14 protein-coding genes are annotated in these 17,294 nt (G+C 41.8%); 5 read left to right on the top strand and 9 right to left on the bottom strand.

From position 1 onward, the window contains the following. Positions 1-33: 33 nt before the first annotated feature. Complete coding sequence (gene fbp / locus H9Y05_RS05745) at positions 34-1,041, top strand: class 1 fructose-bisphosphatase (RefSeq protein WP_163490268.1); 1,008 nt, start codon at positions 34-36, stop codon at positions 1,039-1,041. On the opposite strand, the gene H9Y05_RS05740 is transcribed toward fbp, so the two are convergent. The 4 genes from H9Y05_RS05740 to H9Y05_RS05725 form a co-directional block, all read right to left on the bottom strand. Then, entirely contained in the window at positions 1,042-1,569 is a 528-nt protein-coding gene (locus H9Y05_RS05740) for a DUF4382 domain-containing protein (RefSeq protein WP_216713739.1), read from the bottom strand. Between the two features lie 140 nt (positions 1,570-1,709). Beyond that, positions 1,710-2,288 (bottom strand): hypothetical protein, encoded by a 579-nt coding sequence (locus H9Y05_RS05735; protein WP_163490270.1) that lies wholly within the window; start codon positions 2,286-2,288, stop codon positions 1,710-1,712. 2 nt (positions 2,289-2,290) lie between these two features. Beyond that, a complete protein-coding gene (locus H9Y05_RS05730) occupies positions 2,291-2,878 on the bottom strand; it encodes an RNA polymerase sigma factor (RefSeq protein ID WP_216713738.1) in 588 nt (195 codons plus the stop codon). A 4-nt stretch (positions 2,879-2,882) separates the two neighbouring features. After that, positions 2,883-4,025: a hypothetical protein gene (locus H9Y05_RS05725; RefSeq protein ID WP_216713737.1), complete on the bottom strand. Its 1,143-nt coding sequence runs from the start codon at positions 4,023-4,025 to the stop codon at positions 2,883-2,885. 866 nt (positions 4,026-4,891) lie between these two features. On the opposite strand from H9Y05_RS05725, the gene katG reads away from it, so the two are divergent. Together katG and mfd are read left to right on the top strand one after the other, a co-directional pair. Further along, positions 4,892-7,168 carry a catalase/peroxidase HPI gene (gene katG / locus H9Y05_RS05720; protein ID WP_216713736.1) on the top strand — a complete coding sequence of 759 codons (2,277 nt, stop codon included), beginning with the start codon at positions 4,892-4,894 and terminating at the stop codon, positions 7,166-7,168. A gap of 274 nt (positions 7,169-7,442) precedes the next feature. Further along, complete coding sequence (mfd, locus tag H9Y05_RS05715) at positions 7,443-10,790, top strand: transcription-repair coupling factor (protein WP_216713735.1); 3,348 nt, start codon at positions 7,443-7,445, stop codon at positions 10,788-10,790. A 59-nt stretch (positions 10,791-10,849) separates the two neighbouring features. On the opposite strand, the gene H9Y05_RS05710 is transcribed toward mfd, so the two are convergent. The 4 genes from H9Y05_RS05710 to H9Y05_RS05695 form a co-directional block, all read right to left on the bottom strand. Then, positions 10,850-11,596 (bottom strand): DUF4476 domain-containing protein, encoded by a 747-nt coding sequence (locus H9Y05_RS05710; protein WP_216713734.1) that lies wholly within the window; start codon positions 11,594-11,596, stop codon positions 10,850-10,852. 121 nt (positions 11,597-11,717) lie between these two features. Further along, positions 11,718-12,089, bottom strand: coding sequence for a hypothetical protein (locus H9Y05_RS05705; protein WP_163490276.1), 372 nt, complete (start codon positions 12,087-12,089; stop codon positions 11,718-11,720). A 30-nt stretch (positions 12,090-12,119) separates the two neighbouring features. Beyond that, on the bottom strand, positions 12,120-13,238 hold the full coding sequence (locus H9Y05_RS05700) for a hypothetical protein (RefSeq protein ID WP_163490277.1): 1,119 nt from the start codon (positions 13,236-13,238) through the stop codon (positions 12,120-12,122). 193 nt (positions 13,239-13,431) lie between these two features. Beyond that, on the bottom strand, positions 13,432-13,881 hold the full coding sequence (locus H9Y05_RS05695) for a hypothetical protein (RefSeq protein ID WP_216713733.1): 450 nt from the start codon (positions 13,879-13,881) through the stop codon (positions 13,432-13,434). A gap of 150 nt (positions 13,882-14,031) precedes the next feature. On the opposite strand from H9Y05_RS05695, the gene H9Y05_RS05690 reads away from it, so the two are divergent. Further along, entirely contained in the window at positions 14,032-14,949 is a 918-nt protein-coding gene (locus H9Y05_RS05690; protein WP_216713732.1) for a hypothetical protein, read from the top strand. Between the two features lies 1 nt (position 14,950). Further along, positions 14,951-15,490, top strand: coding sequence for a hypothetical protein (locus H9Y05_RS05685; protein ID WP_163490280.1), 540 nt, complete (start codon positions 14,951-14,953; stop codon positions 15,488-15,490). Between the two features lie 12 nt (positions 15,491-15,502). Here the strand turns inward: H9Y05_RS05685 and H9Y05_RS05680 are convergent, their stop codons facing one another. After that, the gene (locus H9Y05_RS05680) at positions 15,503-17,281 is read right to left on the bottom strand and encodes a chloride channel protein (protein WP_163490281.1); all 1,779 of its coding nucleotides are present in this window, start codon (positions 17,279-17,281) and stop codon (positions 15,503-15,505) included. Positions 17,282-17,294: the final 13 nt, after the last annotated feature.

The raw sequence follows: 17,294 nt of genomic DNA, 5'->3' as shown, positions 1-17,294 counted from the left end.
TAATTTAAACCTATCTTTGCAAAAAAAATTCTTATGTCTAAAGTTGTAACACTTCAGGAATTCATCATGGAAAAACAGGCAGATTTTCCGTTTGCCTCCGGTGAATTATCCCGCTTATTGTACGATATTGTATTTGCTTCCAAAGTAGTCAGCCGAGATGTGCGTAAAGCAGGCCTGGTTGATCACATTCTGGGTGCTCAGGGAAATACAAATGTACAGGGTGAAGAGCAACAAAAATTAGACGTTGTGGCAGACGAGCAGTTCATTCACGTGTTCAAAAACGGAGCGGAAGTCTGTGGAATTGCTTCCGAAGAAAATGATGATTGTGTTATTTTCGATGACGAAAAAGGAAGAAACGGGAAATATGTGGTATTATTCGACCCATTGGACGGTTCTTCTAATATCGATGTAAACGTTTCCATCGGAACGATTTTCTCCATTTACAGACGTAAATCAGAAGTGGGAACCGTTGCCGTAGAAGAAGATTTTTTACAACCGGGACATGAACAAGTAGCAGCAGGTTATGTCCTGTATGGTTCTTCTACCATGCTGGTTTATACAACTGGTAGAGGTGTCAACGGATTTACGCTGGATCCTTCCATCGGTGAATTCTGCCTGTCACATCCGAACATGAAAATGCCGGAGATCGGACGCATTTATGCCATGAACGAAGGGAATATTCACATTTGTAATCCAGGGATCAAGAAATATGTGGAATACTGCCAAAGCGATGAAAACCAAACCGGGAAACCTTATTCCGGTCGTTACATTGGTTCGCTGGTTGCCGATTTTCACAGAAACCTGATCAAAGGAGGAATTTACATTTACCCGGCTACAACCAATGATCCGAACGGGAAACTGCGCTTGATGTACGAATGCAACCCATTGGCGTTTATTGCAGAACAGGCGGGAGGGTTGGCTTCAACCGGCTTTGAACGGATTCTATCTGTCCAACCGGAAAAATTACACCAACGTGTTCCTTACTTCGTCGGTTCAAAACTGATGGTAGAAAAAGCGTTAAGCCTCCTGGAAAAAGAATAACTACAACGGAATAATTGATTCAACTTTGATGACAGGCTTTAGGGAATAAGACCCGTTACCCTGTTCTACGACACTGTTTCCTGCTTCAAAATCAACAACCAGTTGATACAAATGATTGGGAGAAAAAGTGTGATTCAAATTGATTTTTAATCCCGTCATCTGGGCAGAAGGTGTTGCCAACGGATGAATGATGCTGTCTACCATTACCGTATTATTTTCACCCAGCACCAACCGTAACTGATTGATTTTCCCTGCAGGAAGATCTCCCCCGTTGACCAATGTGGCAGAAACATCATGCTGTAGTGTAAGCAAATCATATACACCTGCATTGGTAGGAAGATCAACCCATCCGCCCACTTCGTGGTGAACTTTTACCTGTAACACTTCCACATTCACTTGCTGGAAATCTCCGGGTGCATCTATCATCTTAACGGTTAACCGTGATGTTCCCCCTTCCTCTTTTTTACACCCCATCAATCCGGTGATTATAATCACACTTCCGATTGCTATACGAACAATTGCTTTCATACTATTACCTTTAATTTAATAAACCAAAAAAGGATATGCAAACAACAACCCTAAAACATAAAACATTAAAAATCAATATTTTAAAATAAATCAAATTTTTCAAATTGAAAAAATTCCCGGTAATTTGAAAAACACAACGGTTAGAGTTCAACCCGAATGGCTTCCGGAATTGAAATCCTGTTTTTTTCTTCCTTTAATGAGACACTCGAAATCCCGGAAAAGGCGTCTTTCAGAGGGATGTACAGGTTGTTCGGTGCTTCCAGGATTCGTTGCGGCAGTTCCTGTACCAGGGTAGAACCAATGTAAACCGTATCGATGATCCAACGTGTGGCAACTGTAAAAACCGTATCTGCAGGAAGTTGTTTTACAACCGTATCGTGTACAAATTGAATTGCTGGTGATGTTTTCGAGATCGTAACGGGAGCTTCAGAGTCCCGGGGGAGAAAAAAGAAGAGCAAGAGGACCGCTGCAACACTGCTCACAGCCTGCCACAATGGAATCGGTTTTTTCCAAAACGGTTGACTGGGTTTGGGCATGATCAAAGGAGCTACTTCCGGTATCGCGTAGTCCAACTCAGTTGCCTCCAGAATAATTTTTTGATGTGCGCGGTATTCTTCTTCGGTCATCTGGTTCAAAACGAGCTGGCGTTGTTTCTGTGACAATGCATCAAATGATAGGGATTCCAGTAAATCAACTAGTTCAACAGGGATGTGTTCCATAATCAACTGATTTTAAATAAATGTTCTTCATACTTCGGGTCGAAAGCCTTCAGATTTTCGGTCATTTTTCGTGTTGCATAAAATAACCGGGACTTAACCGTTCCGACAGGGGTTTCGGTAATCTCGGCGATTTCCTGTAACGAAAACTGTTCCAGGTACCGCAAAATAAAAACGGTTTTATGGCTCACTTCCAATGAGTCGATTCCCAGTTTAAGTGCTTCTTGAAACTGTGTTTTATCGGTAATATTTTCCTGAAAGACCTTGCGGTCAAAAACAGGACGTTCCATGTCTTCAGGTACCATTCGATAACAATTCCGGTAATGCGTTTTACACATGTTGGAAGCGATTGTAAACAGCCAGGTATACAGTTTTTTGTCTTCCTGGAAAAGCTGGTTTTTCTCCCAGATTTTTAAAAACAATTCCTGAACAAAATCTTGTGCAAGGTACTCGTCCCGATTCAACATTTTAATGAAGTAACCCAACAGTTTTCTACTGTATCTTCGGTGAAGCTCCGTCAGGGCAGGATGAGACTGATGATCCTTAATCAGGATCATCAGAGCTTCATCACTTTGGTTACTTAGGTGATGCATTAATTTAATTGAGCAGTTTATTTACTTCCTCTTGTTGCCCGCTTTTTTCGGCAACCAATCGAATCAGAGACGCATATTTTTCTTTCATCGTTACATCTTCACTGATTTTATAGTGCTCATACAACCGGATCATAGATGGAAGGTATGTCCCCAGGAAAAAATCACTTGTCTGGCTCATGATATGGTATTCGAACGACTGCTTCAGGTGATCCAGTAAATAACGCGTTTCATAGTTGCGTTTTATAATGCTCAGGTTGTCAATCGGAGATTCGGAATAACGGTATGCAAGCCCAGTCAGGTACAACTTGTCTTTCCAGTTTTCTTCAAATGAACGAATGCCGCTTGTGGCAATATACACCGGCCGGTTTCCGTTGAACACATGCTTCCATATATTTAAATCTGCTGCTGCTACCTCGCTCTCTGTTTTTAATGAGTTGGTTTCTACTGCCAATGCCGGATATCCCCATGACTTTAATAAACGGTTGCGGTATGTATCTGTGGACTTGAAGAGGTATTGGTTGATGACCGTGACATCTGTCCGGAAATTAAGAGCCGCCTGCACCATCCAGGTGGCGTAGGTGTCATTATCACCATGTGTAACGATGATCGCATTCGGCTCAAGCTCTGCCAGTAAATTATATGCCCAGTTCAAAATAGAAGCAGACAATTCATTTCCCTGGAACATTCGTTGCGCATACTGACGGTGCTTTGCTTCATCCCCTTCAATTTTATAATAAATCATCAGTTCATCCCAAATCCGGGGATCTCTGTCATTGATTGCAGCAGCCTTCAGCAATTCTTCACCACCATCCTTGAGATCCTTTTCAGAATAGGTAAGAAAATAAGCCGCGTATGTTTTCGGGATCACTTTATTGACTTCTTCCACGATTTGTTTGCGTTGCTGATGATAAGGATTCGGGTAACTGCCACCGGTTATATTGCTTAATGCTCGTGTTGCGGCATAGTAATTCATCCAGGCTTCCTGGTTTTGTTTGTTTTTATCGATTTCTTTTTTCCATGCTTTTTGTTGATCCAGGTACCAGCTTTCTTCTTTCCATTCTTTTGCAATACTGTGAACCAATTCCGGTTTCTGTGCAGTTGCGTGCTGAAAACCGATCAAGATAAAGGCAAAAATTATTTTTTTCATGTTCTATTTCGTTTAAACTTTTATTGCGCAAAAAAGTATGGTTTGACAAGAATACTCAGAACTTGAAAAAAGGTTCAATAAAATGCAATTTTTTCTAAAAATCAGCAGATAATTCACCTGAATGGGTTTATCCTATCTTAATGAAATCTCTATTTAATCATGTTTCAACTAAAAGCAACTATGTCTCATTCTACTACATACAACAGCTATGTATCTATGCAATCTATGTGGTTCAAAAAAGCTCTAACCACATAGGGACATAGAAAACATAGACTTGTTAGATTCAACTAGTAACACATAGTTGATTCATAGATATGAATGAAACAAATAAACACATTGATTTAGAATAAAAAACAATACAAATAGGACTACTATCAAACGCTGACAAAGTTAGCAGCTATGTGTCACTATCTCTACTACATACAACAACTATGTACCTATGTAATCTATGTGGTTCAAAAAAGCTCTAACCACATAGGGACATAGAAAACATAGACTTGTTAGATCCAACTAGTGACACATAGTTGATTCATAGACATGAATGAAACAAATAAACACATTGATTTAGAATAAAAAACAATACAAATAGGACTACTATCAAACGCTGACAAAGTTAGCAGCTATGTGTCACTATCTCTACTACATACAACAACTATGTACCTATGTAATCTATGTGGTTCAAAAAACTCTAACTACACAGGAACATAGACTTGTTAGATTCAACTAGTAACACATAGTTCATTCATTCTCCGGTGAGTTATAAATAAAAACAATGGAGTTATTGAAAACATCGATTAAAGTCATGGTTAATTGCGCGTTACCTTTGAACCGGACATACAAAAGATCAATAATTAATTAAATCGAACATGAATAAATTGTACCTATTATTTAGTATCTTTATTGCTAACAGCACCATTGCACAACAAAAATCGGACGATATGAGTAAATGCCCTTTTCATCAGGAAAATGCTGCCGCGGAGCAAAAACCCGGCACAGAACGAACAACAAATCGCGATTGGTGGCCCAACCAATTGGATGTATCAGTATTGAGACAACACTCCGGATTATCCAATCCGATGGGAGAAGATTTTGACTATGCAAAAGCATTCAGCAGCCTGGATTACCAGGCATTGAAAAAGGATCTACGCGAGTTAATGACCAGCTCACAGGAGTGGTGGCCGGCAGATTTCGGACATTACGGACCTTTATTTATCCGGATGGCCTGGCACAGTGCCGGAACCTACCGTACGGGGGACGGACGTGGCGGAGCGACAGAAGGACAACAACGCTTTGCACCACTGAACAGCTGGCCGGACAATGGAAACCTGGACAAAGCCCGGCGATTGTTGTGGCCGATCAAACAAAAATACGGGAGCAAGATTTCATGGGCGGATTTGATGATCTTAACGGGGAACGTTGCACTGGAATCAATGGGATTCCAAACCATTGGTTTTGCAGGAGGTAGAGCAGATGTGTGGGAACCGGAATCCAATGTATACTGGGGAGCAGAGAAAAAATGGCTGGCAACAAGCAATGAATCCAATAGCCGCTATTCCGGAGAACGTGACCTGGAAAATCCGTTGGCTGCCGTTCAAATGGGATTGATCTATGTGAACCCGGAAGGTCCGGATGGAAATCCCGATCCGTTGAAAGCAGCAATCGATATCCGAGAAACATTTGCACGGATGGGAATGGACGATGAAGAGACCGTTGCGTTGATTGCAGGTGGACACACCTTCGGTAAGACACATGGTGCGGGGCCGGCAACACACGTTGGTGCAGAACCGGAAGCTGCAGGAATCGAAGAGCAGGGACTGGGATGGAAAAGTGATTACAAATCGGGAAAAGGACAGGACGCAATTACTTCGGGATTGGAAGTAACATGGACCTCCGAACCAACGAAGTGGACAAATAAATTCTTTGAAACACTATTTGGTAACGAATGGGAATTGACCAAAAGCCCTGCCGGAGCACATCAGTGGGTAGCAAAAGATGGTCTTCAGAATATTCCGGATGCATTTGATCCGAATAAAAAACATTTACCGACTATGCTGACAACAGACCTGTCATTGCGAATGGATCCGGTGTATGAGAAAATTTCCCGAAGATTCCTGGAAAATCCGGATGAATTCCAGGTGGCATTTGCCCGCGCCTGGTTTAAATTGACACACCGCGATATGGGGCCGACGTCATTGTACCTGGGACCGGAAGTTCCGAAAGAAGAATTCGTATGGCAGGACCCGATCCCAAAAGCAAATTACACGCCGATTGATGCTGCGGATATTACCAAATTAAAAGCAGAAATTTTAAAAGCAGGTCTGACGACAAGTGAATTGGTGACGACTGCCTGGGCGGCTGCTTCCACCTTCCGTGGTTCGGACAGAAGGGGAGGAGCCAACGGAGGACGTATCCGCCTGGAACCTCAAAAAAGCTGGGAAGTGAACAATCCTGCCCAATTGGATAACGTGTTGAAAGTGTATGAGAAAATCCAAAAAGAATTCAATGCGGCATCCAAAGGAAAACAGGTTTCCATTGCAGATTTGATTGTTCTGGGAGGTTCTGCGGCAGTTGAAAAAGCGGCAAAAAATGCAGGAGTAGCCATCATCGTACCATTTGCAGCAGGGAGAACCGATGCATCCCAGGAGCAGACAGATGTTGAATCAGTTGGATTACTGGAGCCAATGGGTGATGGATTCCGCAATTACCTGAAAGGAAAATACAACATGTCGACAGAAGAAATTTTAATTGATAAAGCACAATTGCTAAACCTCACAGCACCTGAATTGACAGTTTTGGTAGGTGGAATGCGTATGCTGGAAGCGAATTATAACGGCTCGAAACACGGTGTTTTCACAGACAAAAAAGAAACATTAAGCAATGATTTCTTTGTCAATTTGCTCGACATGGGTACTGTTTGGACTGCAGTAGATGACACAAAAGAAGTCTTTGAAGGAAGAGACAGAACAACAGGCACTATCAAATGGACCGCAACACGGGCGGATCTGATTTTTGGCTCCAATTCAGAACTACGTGCGCTGGCCGAAGTATATGCAAGCTCCGATGCAAAAGAAAAATTTGTAAAAGATTTTGTGAATGCCTGGGTAAAAGTAATGAACGCCGATCGTTTTGATCTGAAGCGCTGATAATATTACCAACTGAAAAGAGAGAGAACCCTGGGATATGACTTATTTCCCGGGGTTTTTTGTGTCAGCTGATGAGAAAGTAGTATTTTCCTGTAATTGATGAGGTACATGCTGTACAAATTCATACCCTGGTTTTATAGGAAAAAGATAACATTCTTTCTTGTATTCAGATCAGTAGGATTGCCTTTCTTTCCCTATCTTTGCACCTCTTAAAATTGAATTTTAGTCTGGGGCAACACGATGTTGTTGTTTAGATCACTCATACCATTTGTCAATGAATATAAAAGATTTCCGCAAACATTTTGAACACATACCATTGGTTGAACAAACAGCCAATCAACTACAATTCCACGAATCCCGGATTCATTGGAAAGGGCTGGCAGGAGCCTCTAAGTCAGTCTGCGCAGCGGCAGTCTGCTCGCAGGTGCCCGGAAATCACTTGTTCATCCTGAATGACAAAGAGGAAGCAGCCTATTTTCTAAACAATTTTGAAGGCTTATTCCCTGAAAACAAAAACATTTTGTTTTATCCGGCCTCATACCGTGTTCCCTACCAATTGGAGGAAACGGACAATGCCAATGTGGTAGCACGTGCAGAAGTACTGGACAAGGTGAATTCCGGTAAAAATGCGTGGATTATTACGTATCCGGAGGCGTTATTTGAAAAAGTTCCGACACAGAAAAACCTTTCGAAGAATACATTCCGGTTAGAAGTAGGGAAAACCTATTCCATTGATTTCATTCACGAAGTGTTGATGGAATACCATTTTGAATACGTTGACTTTGTCTATGAACCCGGGCAATTTTCCATCCGGGGAGGAATTGTGGACGTATTTTCTTATTCCAACGACAATCCCTTTCGGATTGAATTCTTCGGAGATGAGGTGGAATCGGTTCGCACATTTGATGCGGCGACACAGCTGTCAATCAATACGCACAAGCATTTTTCCATTGTTCCGAATGTACAGGGGAAAATGGTCCAGGAAGGGAATGGAAGCTTTTTTGAGTTTGCAGGAAAAAACACAACAATCTGGATTGATTCGGTAGATAAAACACAAGAAATCCTCAAAAAAGAATACACCAGATCCGTTGAAATTCATTCAAAATTACCGGATACGGTGAAACACACGATTCCGAGTAACCTTTATGTTGACCAGACAACCTTTTTATCGGAACTTAAAACGTTTTCAACCATTGAGTTGGGAACAGATACGGAATTTAAGATCGGGTTAACCTGTACGTTTGATTTCCAACCGCAACCTTCTTTCAACAAGAATTTTGAATTGCTGCGCGATGATATCCTGGCACGCCAAAAATCCGGGTACGAAGTATTGATTTTTTCCAACCAGCCAAAACAATTAGAACGACTGGAACAAATTCTGGCCGATATCGGTACGGAAGAACAGGAAAAGACCACATTTATTCCCATGCATTTTGCGTTGAGCGAAGGATTTATTTCCCCCTCCAACAAATTGGTGTGTTTTACCGATCATCAGTTGTTCGAGCGTTACCACCGCTTCAAACTCAAAGAAGGATTCCGCCAGGCAAAGCAGGCATTGACATTGAAAGAAATATATAACCTCCAGAAAGGAGATTACGTGACACACATCGATCATGGAGTGGGACAATTTTCCGGGTTGGAAACCATTGATGTAAATGGGAAGCCACAGGAAGCCATCCGCCTGGTCTACAAAGACGGAGATGTCTTGTACGTAGGAATTCACTCCTTGCACCGCATTTCAAAATTTACCGGCAAAGAGGGAAGTATTCCGAAAGTAAATAAACTCGGAACGCAGGCGTGGACAACGCTCAAGAATAAGACGAAAAAGAAAATCAAGGAACTGGCATTTGACCTCATTCAGCTGTATGCAAAACGTAAAAGTCAACCCGGATTCCAGTTTTCACCGGATACGTATTTGCAAAATGAACTGGAAGCTTCCTTTATGTATGAAGATACGCCGGATCAGTTGAAAGCGACACAAGCAGTAAAAGAAGACATGGAAAAACCTGTTCCGATGGATCGTCTGATCTGTGGAGATGTCGGATTCGGAAAAACGGAAGTAGCTATGCGTGCTGCGTTTAAAGCGGTAGCTGATAACAAGCAGGTGGCTGTATTGGTGCCGACAACTATTCTTTCATTGCAGCATTACAGAAGCTTCCGCGAGCGACTCAAAGATTTCCCGTGTCGGGTAGATTACATCAACCGGTTTAAATCAGCCAAGCAAATTACGGAAACACTCAAGGACCTCAAGGACGGGAAAATTGACATTCTGATCGGAACACATGCCATTGCAGCAGATAAAGTAAAGTTCAAAGACCTGGGACTGATGATCATCGACGAAGAACAAAAGTTTGGTGTAGCCGTGAAAGATAAGTTGAAGACACTGCGTGCAACGGTTGATACACTCACATTGACTGCAACTCCGATTCCGCGAACATTGCAGTTTTCATTGATGGGGGCGCGTGATTTGAGTATTATTAATACACCACCACCCAACCGGCAACCGGTATTGACGGAAATCATTCCGTTTAATGAAGAACAGATACGGGATGCGGTCGCTTACGAGGTAAGCCGTGGAGGACAAGTATATTTTGTGCACAACCGGTTGGCGAATATCAAGGAAGTTTCCGGGATGTTGCAACGATTGTGTCCGGGAATCCGCGTGGCGATCGGACATGGGCAAATGGACGGAAAAGACCTGGAGAAAATCATGATGGGATTCATCAATCACGAGTATGATGTATTACTGGCGACTACCATCATTGAATCCGGAATAGATATTTCCAACGCCAACACGATGATCATCAACGATGCACATAATTTTGGACTGAGTGATTTGCACCAGTTACGAGGTCGCGTCGGACGTTCCAATAAAAAAGGATTCTGTTACCTGATTTCCCAGAAATCTTCGTTACTCACAACAGAAGCACGCAAACGTCTGGAGGCATTGGTGCAATTCTCCGATCTGGGAGCTGGTTTTAACATTGCCATGAAGGATTTGGATATTCGTGGGGCAGGAAATATGTTGGGGGGAGAACAAAGCGGGTTTATTTCAGAAATCGGTTTTGAGATGTACCAAAAAATTCTCAATGAAGCCATTGAAGAACTGAAAGAATCTGAATTCAAAGAATTGTTCGAGAACAGAAACACGGATTCTCCATTGCAATTTGTTAACGATACCATTCTGGAAACCGACCTGGAAGTGAGAATTCCGGACACGTATGTAAATAATGTTGCAGAGCGTTTGAGTTTGTACCAGGAGATGGATAATTTCAAAACAATGGATGAGCTGAAAACGTTTGAACAACAGTTAATCGACCGGTTCGGTCCGATTCCGGAAGCGGTGGAGGATTTGTTGCAATCGTTCGAATTGCGCTGGATGGCGCAGGAGTTAGGGCTGGAAAAACTTGTCCTGAAAGGAGGAAAAATGATCGGTTATTTCATTTCCAACCCACAGAGTCCGTTTTATGAAACCCCTATCTTTACACAGGTATTGACTGCCATTACATCCAATCCGTCCCGTTTTAAAATGAGTGAGAAGAATGATAAGCTCCGCGTCATTTCGGAAGAGATCCACGATTTGGGAGAGGCCTACAGAAGACTGGCATTGTTGAAACCATAAAACAAAAATCCCCCTGATAATCTCTCAGAGGGATGGTAATAAAGAGGTGATTTTCTTCTTTATCCGCCGATGTGGTTCAACAGATTGTTGTAGTTGGAGGAGAAGGTAAAGGTGTCTTTCAGAAGAAAGTAATTATTCTTATCGTAACAGCTTGCATAAGCATGTTTTGCAAAATCCAGGCGGTTATTGTCGAAAGAAAACTCCCTACTGATCCCTGCAATTTGTTCTGCTGTAAGCGGATTGGAAGCAACATAGTTCTTTGCCATTCTCAGTTTATTGCTATCCATCGCTTCGTTTCTCAATGTGTTTAAAAACAGGTGATATGAACTTGTATTGCCAACCGTTTGTCCGGGAAAGTTTCCGCCCGGATAGGGGCCGTTTGGATATGGATAACCAGGATACGGATTTCCCGGATTTGGGTTACCAGGCCATGTTGTTCCCGGCCATGTTCCTGCATACGGATCATTTGCCACAACAGTTGTATACCAATTGACTTCCTGAATCGGAACCCGCTGGAGAATGGACAAGTTTCCAAACCCGTTGACCTGTACGATGACCCGCTCATTTTGCATGAGTGATAATGTTCCGTTGTATAAAAGCGTGTTGGTATGCTTGTTGACAATCATCACGGAAGTAATACCACCGGGAAGCCCTGCAAATTGATATACATTGTTTCTGTTTTGATGTGTCTGATCATAAACGGTAACGGAATACTCTCCGGTGGCGTTTACCCGAATGAATAACTCGGATGCGGTACTTGTGAAACACAGGACAAATGCGATTGCGAAAGTAAAAATTGTTCTCATGACACTAAATTTTAATTGTTCTAATAGCGACAATCGAAAAATAATGCCAGAATTTCTTAATGAAATGTTAAAAAATCAAACACTAAACGGTTTAGCTTTGTAAATTAGATTCAACAGAAAATTATTTTTTTACCAACACATATACAGTGTGTTTTACATAGGTTCCTTCTTCAGGTTTTCCAAATACAATATGAGATGTCTGAATATCAAAACCTTGTTTGATCCATTTTTCCAACTCCATTTTGATTACTACGGAATGTCCCATTGTATTGTCTTTCAGAAATTGAGTGGTTTTATTCGGATTGGTTATTTTCACCTGATTATCAGCTGTGGCTTCAACCAAGGTCAGCTCATGCTCATTTTTTGGAGTGATTACTTCGATCTCCATACTTTTGAGGTATTCAGATACATTCATATAAACAACTTCCTGAGCTGAACCGGAATAGCTTACTGCGCAAAAACAAACGGATAAAATAAATGCAACTAATTTCATGAATGGATATTTTGAAACGAAATATACAATTTATTCACGAATCAGTTCGAAGTACCAATGTGTTTTGTCCTGTTTTAGAGGGAGTTTATCCAGGTTTATTTCTGCTACTTTCCATTCAATGGAATCATTACCATACTTCAACAAGAGTGTTTCTTTCGTAATCGAAACCGAAACAGCCTGTTGATTGATGAGGAGATATCTTTTGTCTTCGGATAATTTGAAGGACATAAATTGTTGCTGCTGATTTTCAGTAATGAAGTATCCCCTCGGATGAAAATGAATTCGGGTAACTTCACTCGCAGCTATAAAATCTGCGCCGGTTACCAGAGACTGTACGGAATAACTTTTCCCGCTTTCATTAGGCGGATTCTGCCAGTACGATGCAATTAGATCTGCTAAAAAGGGCGTAAATAGAAGAAAGGTCCATGTCTTTGCCAAAGTTGGCTGCACTTGTTCGGATACTTTTCCATAGATCAGAAATTTTAACCTGGAATCATAAAAAAAGAGACAAACAATACAGGAAATCACTAACAATCCGGAAAGATATTTGACCGTAATATCAAACCCGATATTGATTGCAAAAATATTAAGCAGAATACCAAAACTGAGAATGAGTCCTAAAAACCGGGTTCGGTTAAAGAGCAAAAAAGTTCCTGCTGATAGTTCTGTAATGCACATGAAGGAATTATAGAATGAGCTGGTCCCCATACTCGTCCAGAATAAAATATCTTTCCCCAATTGCCCGGCAGGTGTATGAAGCGTATTGGACGCAGGAGGGTAAAATTGCCTGCCCACTAATTTATCCAACCCGTATCGGATTAAAAAGTAAGCAAGCAATACAACCAACCCGTACAAAAAGACGGTTTGCGTGGTTTGCAAAAGGTGTTTTCCCTTCCGGGATAGAAAAAGTGTGATTATTCCTGACAGAAAGAACAACAGAACCCCCGTGGAATAGAACGCCAATGAATCCGAAACGAGAAATGATTCCCGGATGATTACACCAAACCAAGAGCAAATCACCGTGTTGATTGGTAAAATCAGCTGACTCAACCCGATACCGATATGGGGAAGAAAGGAAAATGAAAACGGTAAAAACAGGAAGGATAAAACCAGCCAGCTACTTACCCAGAATAGAATGATGTTACGCATGATGATTTAGAGATTAATGGATATCCTCCCCTTTATCCCCTCCAAAGGGAGGAGTTTTCCCGGTATAGGGAAAAAGATGATTGATTAGAACCATATACCGCACTAATTTGCACAACCTGTTTTTTTATGACTGATATCCTCTTCTCCTTCGGAAGGGGATAAAAGGGGAAGACCACTGATTGTCAAACAATCCTCAAAAGGTTTTTCTGACAACCAATCCTCCGGCACCCAGTATACTTAAGATGAATAAAAAAGAAAAGGAATTTTGTTTTACACCTCTTTCAGTTGCCAACTTTTCAATTTCCTTAGGAAAACCGATAAACGTTGTTTTTTCAGGATACAATGGGTTCAACCGGATCGCTTTCAGATGTTCCTGTATCATGGAATCTTCTTCGTGGGTATAAAAAGAAGTGTCGACACCATACGTTCTGTAATTAATGACGATTTTCTCTTTTTTTACATACTTCACAGAGTCAACATACCGGTATTCATAAGCCGGGTCCGGAAGTCCGAAATTGTCTTCTTTCTCAAGAAGTTCATCAGCAGTTCCCGCATGGCTTTTCAGCGCGATGACATTGGTTTGTCCAAAACTTAGAGCGGAACAAAGAGTAATTCCCCCTACAATAGCATTTATATTTTTCATAGCATTTATTTTTCAGCAAGGATAACTCATTTGCCAAGGAGCCTTACTGTATAAGTACTTGCAATTGATTGTAAAAACTTTTTTGTTACTTTACAGAGGTTTTACAGTACTATTTTGACATGCTGAAACTACATTTACACACGTTTTGGAATGAATCAACTCACGGCATTTTACGAATTAAAAGAACGGGTGCTTCTGCGCTACCGGGAGGTATATCCGTATGCGTCGACAGAGTGGAAAACAGTTAGCAGCAAGGACATTCAACAGTTGATCGACGACATTGAACAAGCAACAAGACAACGGGTCAGCGAAAAATGGATGTATACCCATTTAAAACCGGCCGAAAATGAGAAACTTCCCCGAAAGGACATGTTGGATATTCTTTCCGCTTACTGCCGCTTTGATTCCTGGGATGCGTTCGTACATACAGTACACACAGCGGAAGAAGTTGTGACGGTTACAAAACAAACACCGACGAAGAGAAGATTGCTCCTGCTCCTGGGGGGTATCCTGCTCGGCGGGGGACTGTTGTTTTATTGGAAGCTGCAACAACCGAAGGGAATCGCAGCGTTCAACAAGCAGGAAAAAGTAAAGGTGAAAGATTTTTATACACAGGAAGACATTAACGATTCGACGATTCAATTGTTTGTAAAAGAAAAGAACACATTGAAACCATTGAATATAAATGACATTCCGGCAACTGTTTTAGAGAAAAAATCAGAGCTCATTGTAGAGAGTCCGTTTTATTCGGAAGCGATTGTTGCTATAAAAGAAGAAACGAAAACCATTGTACTGAAACCGGACGACCATGCAATGATGCTCAAAGCGTTTATGCAATCGGATATAAAAGATTGGGAAACGAGAAAAGTGCAGCTGAATACCATTCTTTCCCCGGATCTGGAAGTACTTATCCATCTGCAAAACGGGTTGGGAATTGAATACATGAACAAAGAAGAATTTACGCAGAAGTTAACCATTCCCACACAGGCCATTAAACGTTGGCAGGTGCTGTCGCTGGAACAGGATACGACACAACGGATCATAAAAATCCGCATAAAACAAAACTGATATGAGAAGGTGGATCATTTTTTTATTGTTTTCTTGTTTGCTGACAAGCAGTTGGTCACAATCGGTTATGGAAACCAGGGAGTTGACAATCAGTAATTCATTTGACAACCTGACGATTCAGTCGTATGCTGCGCAGGGAGAACTGAAAGTGCGGGAATTATTTGAATACCTTCGGCTTGCTTCAGTTGAAACGAACACATCAGAGTTCAACCGGCAGCTTACAATGAATATTGAACAATTGTTTTCGGAATCTGTAGTTCATTTATCCGGAATTGAGAACAAGCAACCGGTTTACACAGTAGCAAAATGGCTGGAAGACTGGAAGGATGCACATGTGGGGGTTACGTCCATGAAACTGACGGATTCGGAATTGAAAAATTCATGCTGGATTTATACTTACCAATTGAATTATACCATAAACGGAAAAAAGAAAACTGCAACCATGAAAGTGAATGTCAATTTTCAACCACAAACCAAAACATTCGGAACAACCAGAAAAGAAGTCTGGGAGTTGAAAATAAAAGAAATTGATTTTACTTAAAAGATAACCGGATTAAAACGAGCTGTCCCGCAATTTCTCCCGGTAACTGTTAAAAACCCCCGTTTTGGTGATCAACCCGACAAATTTTCCGTTATCAACGACCGGAAGGGCCCAGGCATTGGTTTCATCAAAACGTTTCATGACGTTGAGCATGGTATCATCTGAAGACAAAATAGCGGGCGCAGGTGTCATTAATTCCCGCACCAGAATTTGTTGATAGAGTTCGGGTTTGAACATAATTTCCCGGACGTCATCCAGTAAAATTACACCCAAAAAAGTTCCGTCGGTTTCCAACACGGGAAAAATACTGCGCTTACTTTGAGAAATAGCCTGTACCAGGCTGTCGAGGTTGTTTTCTGCTTCGAGTGAAACAACATCCGTTTCGATGAGTTGCTGTGTTTTAATCGTGACAAGCACATTACTGTCTTTGTTTTCCGTAAAAATTTTCCCGGATGTGGCCATCTTTTTTGTGTCCATTGAATAAGGTTCGTAATACCTGGAAATGGCATAGCTGATCGAGGCAACAATCATTAAGGGAATCATCAGGGAGTAACCACCGGTAATTTCTGCAATCAGGAAGATCGCTGTTAACGGCGCATGATAAATTCCCGCCAGCACACCCGCCATTCCTACAATTGTAAAGTTATTGGTGGGAATGTGTGCCAATTGGGTAAGATTGACCGTACGGGAAAACAGATAACCCAGGTAGGCACCTATAAACAGAGAAGGAGCGACATTCCCTCCATTTCCACCGGATCCGATTGTCAGAGCCGTTGCAATCGGTTTGACAAAAATCAAAAGCCCGATACACATCAGTAAAATGTATTCATTGCTCTGATAACTGTGCAGCACACTTTGATCCAATATGTTTTGGGGACGCTTTTCAGCCAGGTCCATGATACTTTGGTATCCTTCACCAAACAAGGTTGGAAAAATAAAAATCAATGCAGCCAGACCGATTCCTCCCCAAAGGACTTTTACATATACATTGGCTTTTTTATGGGCAAACCAACCTTCTGCTTTTGAAAAAACCCGAGAATGGTACACGGCGACGAATCCGGCTAAAATTCCCAACAAGATATAAAAAGGGACATTCATGTATTGAAAATGTTCCTTCAGTGTAAAAGACAACAAAATATGTCCTCCCAATACAACTTTCGAAATTAATGCTCCGGTTGCCGCTGCAAGAATCAAAGGGATAAATGCGGAAATGGTGATGTCAATCATAAAAACCTCGACGGCAAACAAGACTCCTGCGATCGGAGCGTTAAACGCAGCAGCGATCCCTGCTGCAATTCCACAGGCAAGCAATAGTGTCCGCTCATTGTAATTCAGGCGATGGGCTTTGGCAAAATTGGAACCGAACGCAGCACCTGTGATGACGATGGGGGCTTCCAGTCCTGTTGACCCGCCGAAACCAACCGTCACAGAGCTGGTCACAATCTGATCGTACATCTCGCGGCGGGGAACAAAACTCAACCGGGATGCAATGACCGTATGAAGATGTCCCAGCCCCTTTACCAATTGCCCGTTCAGTAATTTTTGGTTGATTAAAACAGTCAGAAAGATGCCGATGACAGGTAGAACGAGGTACAGGTATTTAAAATCACCCCATTTATCATACGTTGCGATGTAAAAAATAAGGTGCACAAACAACTTGAGGACAATTGCAGCAAATCCTACAGAAACACCCACCAAAACACTCGCCAGTAATAAAAACTGGCGTTGAGTTAACCGGTGGTGTGCCCATTCTACGGTTTCTTTGATGACTACAAATGGCCTGACTCTCATGACATCATTGCTA

Origin of the sequence: Taishania pollutisoli (assembly GCF_014518315.1) — a bacterium.
Taxonomy (GTDB): Bacteria; Bacteroidota; Bacteroidia; order Flavobacteriales_D; family Crocinitomicaceae; genus Taishania; species Taishania pollutisoli.
This window is presented reverse-complemented; position numbering and strand designations above follow the sequence as displayed.

Bases quoted from the DNA above. Each gene is read 5' to 3' on its own strand.
- fbp (WP_163490268.1), top strand. From the start codon at position 34: ATGTCTAAAGTTGTAACACTTCAGGAATTCATCATGGAAAAACAGGCA.
- H9Y05_RS05740 (WP_216713739.1), bottom strand. From the start codon at position 1,569: ATGAAAGCAATTGTTCGTATAGCAATCGGAAGTGTGATTATAATCACC.
- H9Y05_RS05735 (WP_163490270.1), bottom strand. From the start codon at position 2,288: ATGGAACACATCCCTGTTGAACTAGTTGATTTACTGGAATCCCTATCA.
- H9Y05_RS05730 (WP_216713738.1), bottom strand. From the start codon at position 2,878: ATGCATCACCTAAGTAACCAAAGTGATGAAGCTCTGATGATCCTGATT.
- H9Y05_RS05725 (WP_216713737.1), bottom strand. From the start codon at position 4,025: ATGAAAAAAATAATTTTTGCCTTTATCTTGATCGGTTTTCAGCACGCA.
- katG (WP_216713736.1), top strand. From the start codon at position 4,892: ATGAATAAATTGTACCTATTATTTAGTATCTTTATTGCTAACAGCACC.
- mfd (WP_216713735.1), top strand. From the start codon at position 7,443: ATGAATATAAAAGATTTCCGCAAACATTTTGAACACATACCATTGGTT.
- H9Y05_RS05710 (WP_216713734.1), bottom strand. From the start codon at position 11,596: ATGAGAACAATTTTTACTTTCGCAATCGCATTTGTCCTGTGTTTCACA.
- H9Y05_RS05705 (WP_163490276.1), bottom strand. From the start codon at position 12,089: ATGAAATTAGTTGCATTTATTTTATCCGTTTGTTTTTGCGCAGTAAGC.
- H9Y05_RS05700 (WP_163490277.1), bottom strand. From the start codon at position 13,238: ATGCGTAACATCATTCTATTCTGGGTAAGTAGCTGGCTGGTTTTATCC.
- H9Y05_RS05695 (WP_216713733.1), bottom strand. From the start codon at position 13,881: ATGAAAAATATAAATGCTATTGTAGGGGGAATTACTCTTTGTTCCGCT.
- H9Y05_RS05690 (WP_216713732.1), top strand. From the start codon at position 14,032: ATGAATCAACTCACGGCATTTTACGAATTAAAAGAACGGGTGCTTCTG.
- H9Y05_RS05685 (WP_163490280.1), top strand. From the start codon at position 14,951: ATGAGAAGGTGGATCATTTTTTTATTGTTTTCTTGTTTGCTGACAAGC.
- H9Y05_RS05680 (WP_163490281.1), bottom strand. From the start codon at position 17,281: ATGAGAGTCAGGCCATTTGTAGTCATCAAAGAAACCGTAGAATGGGCA.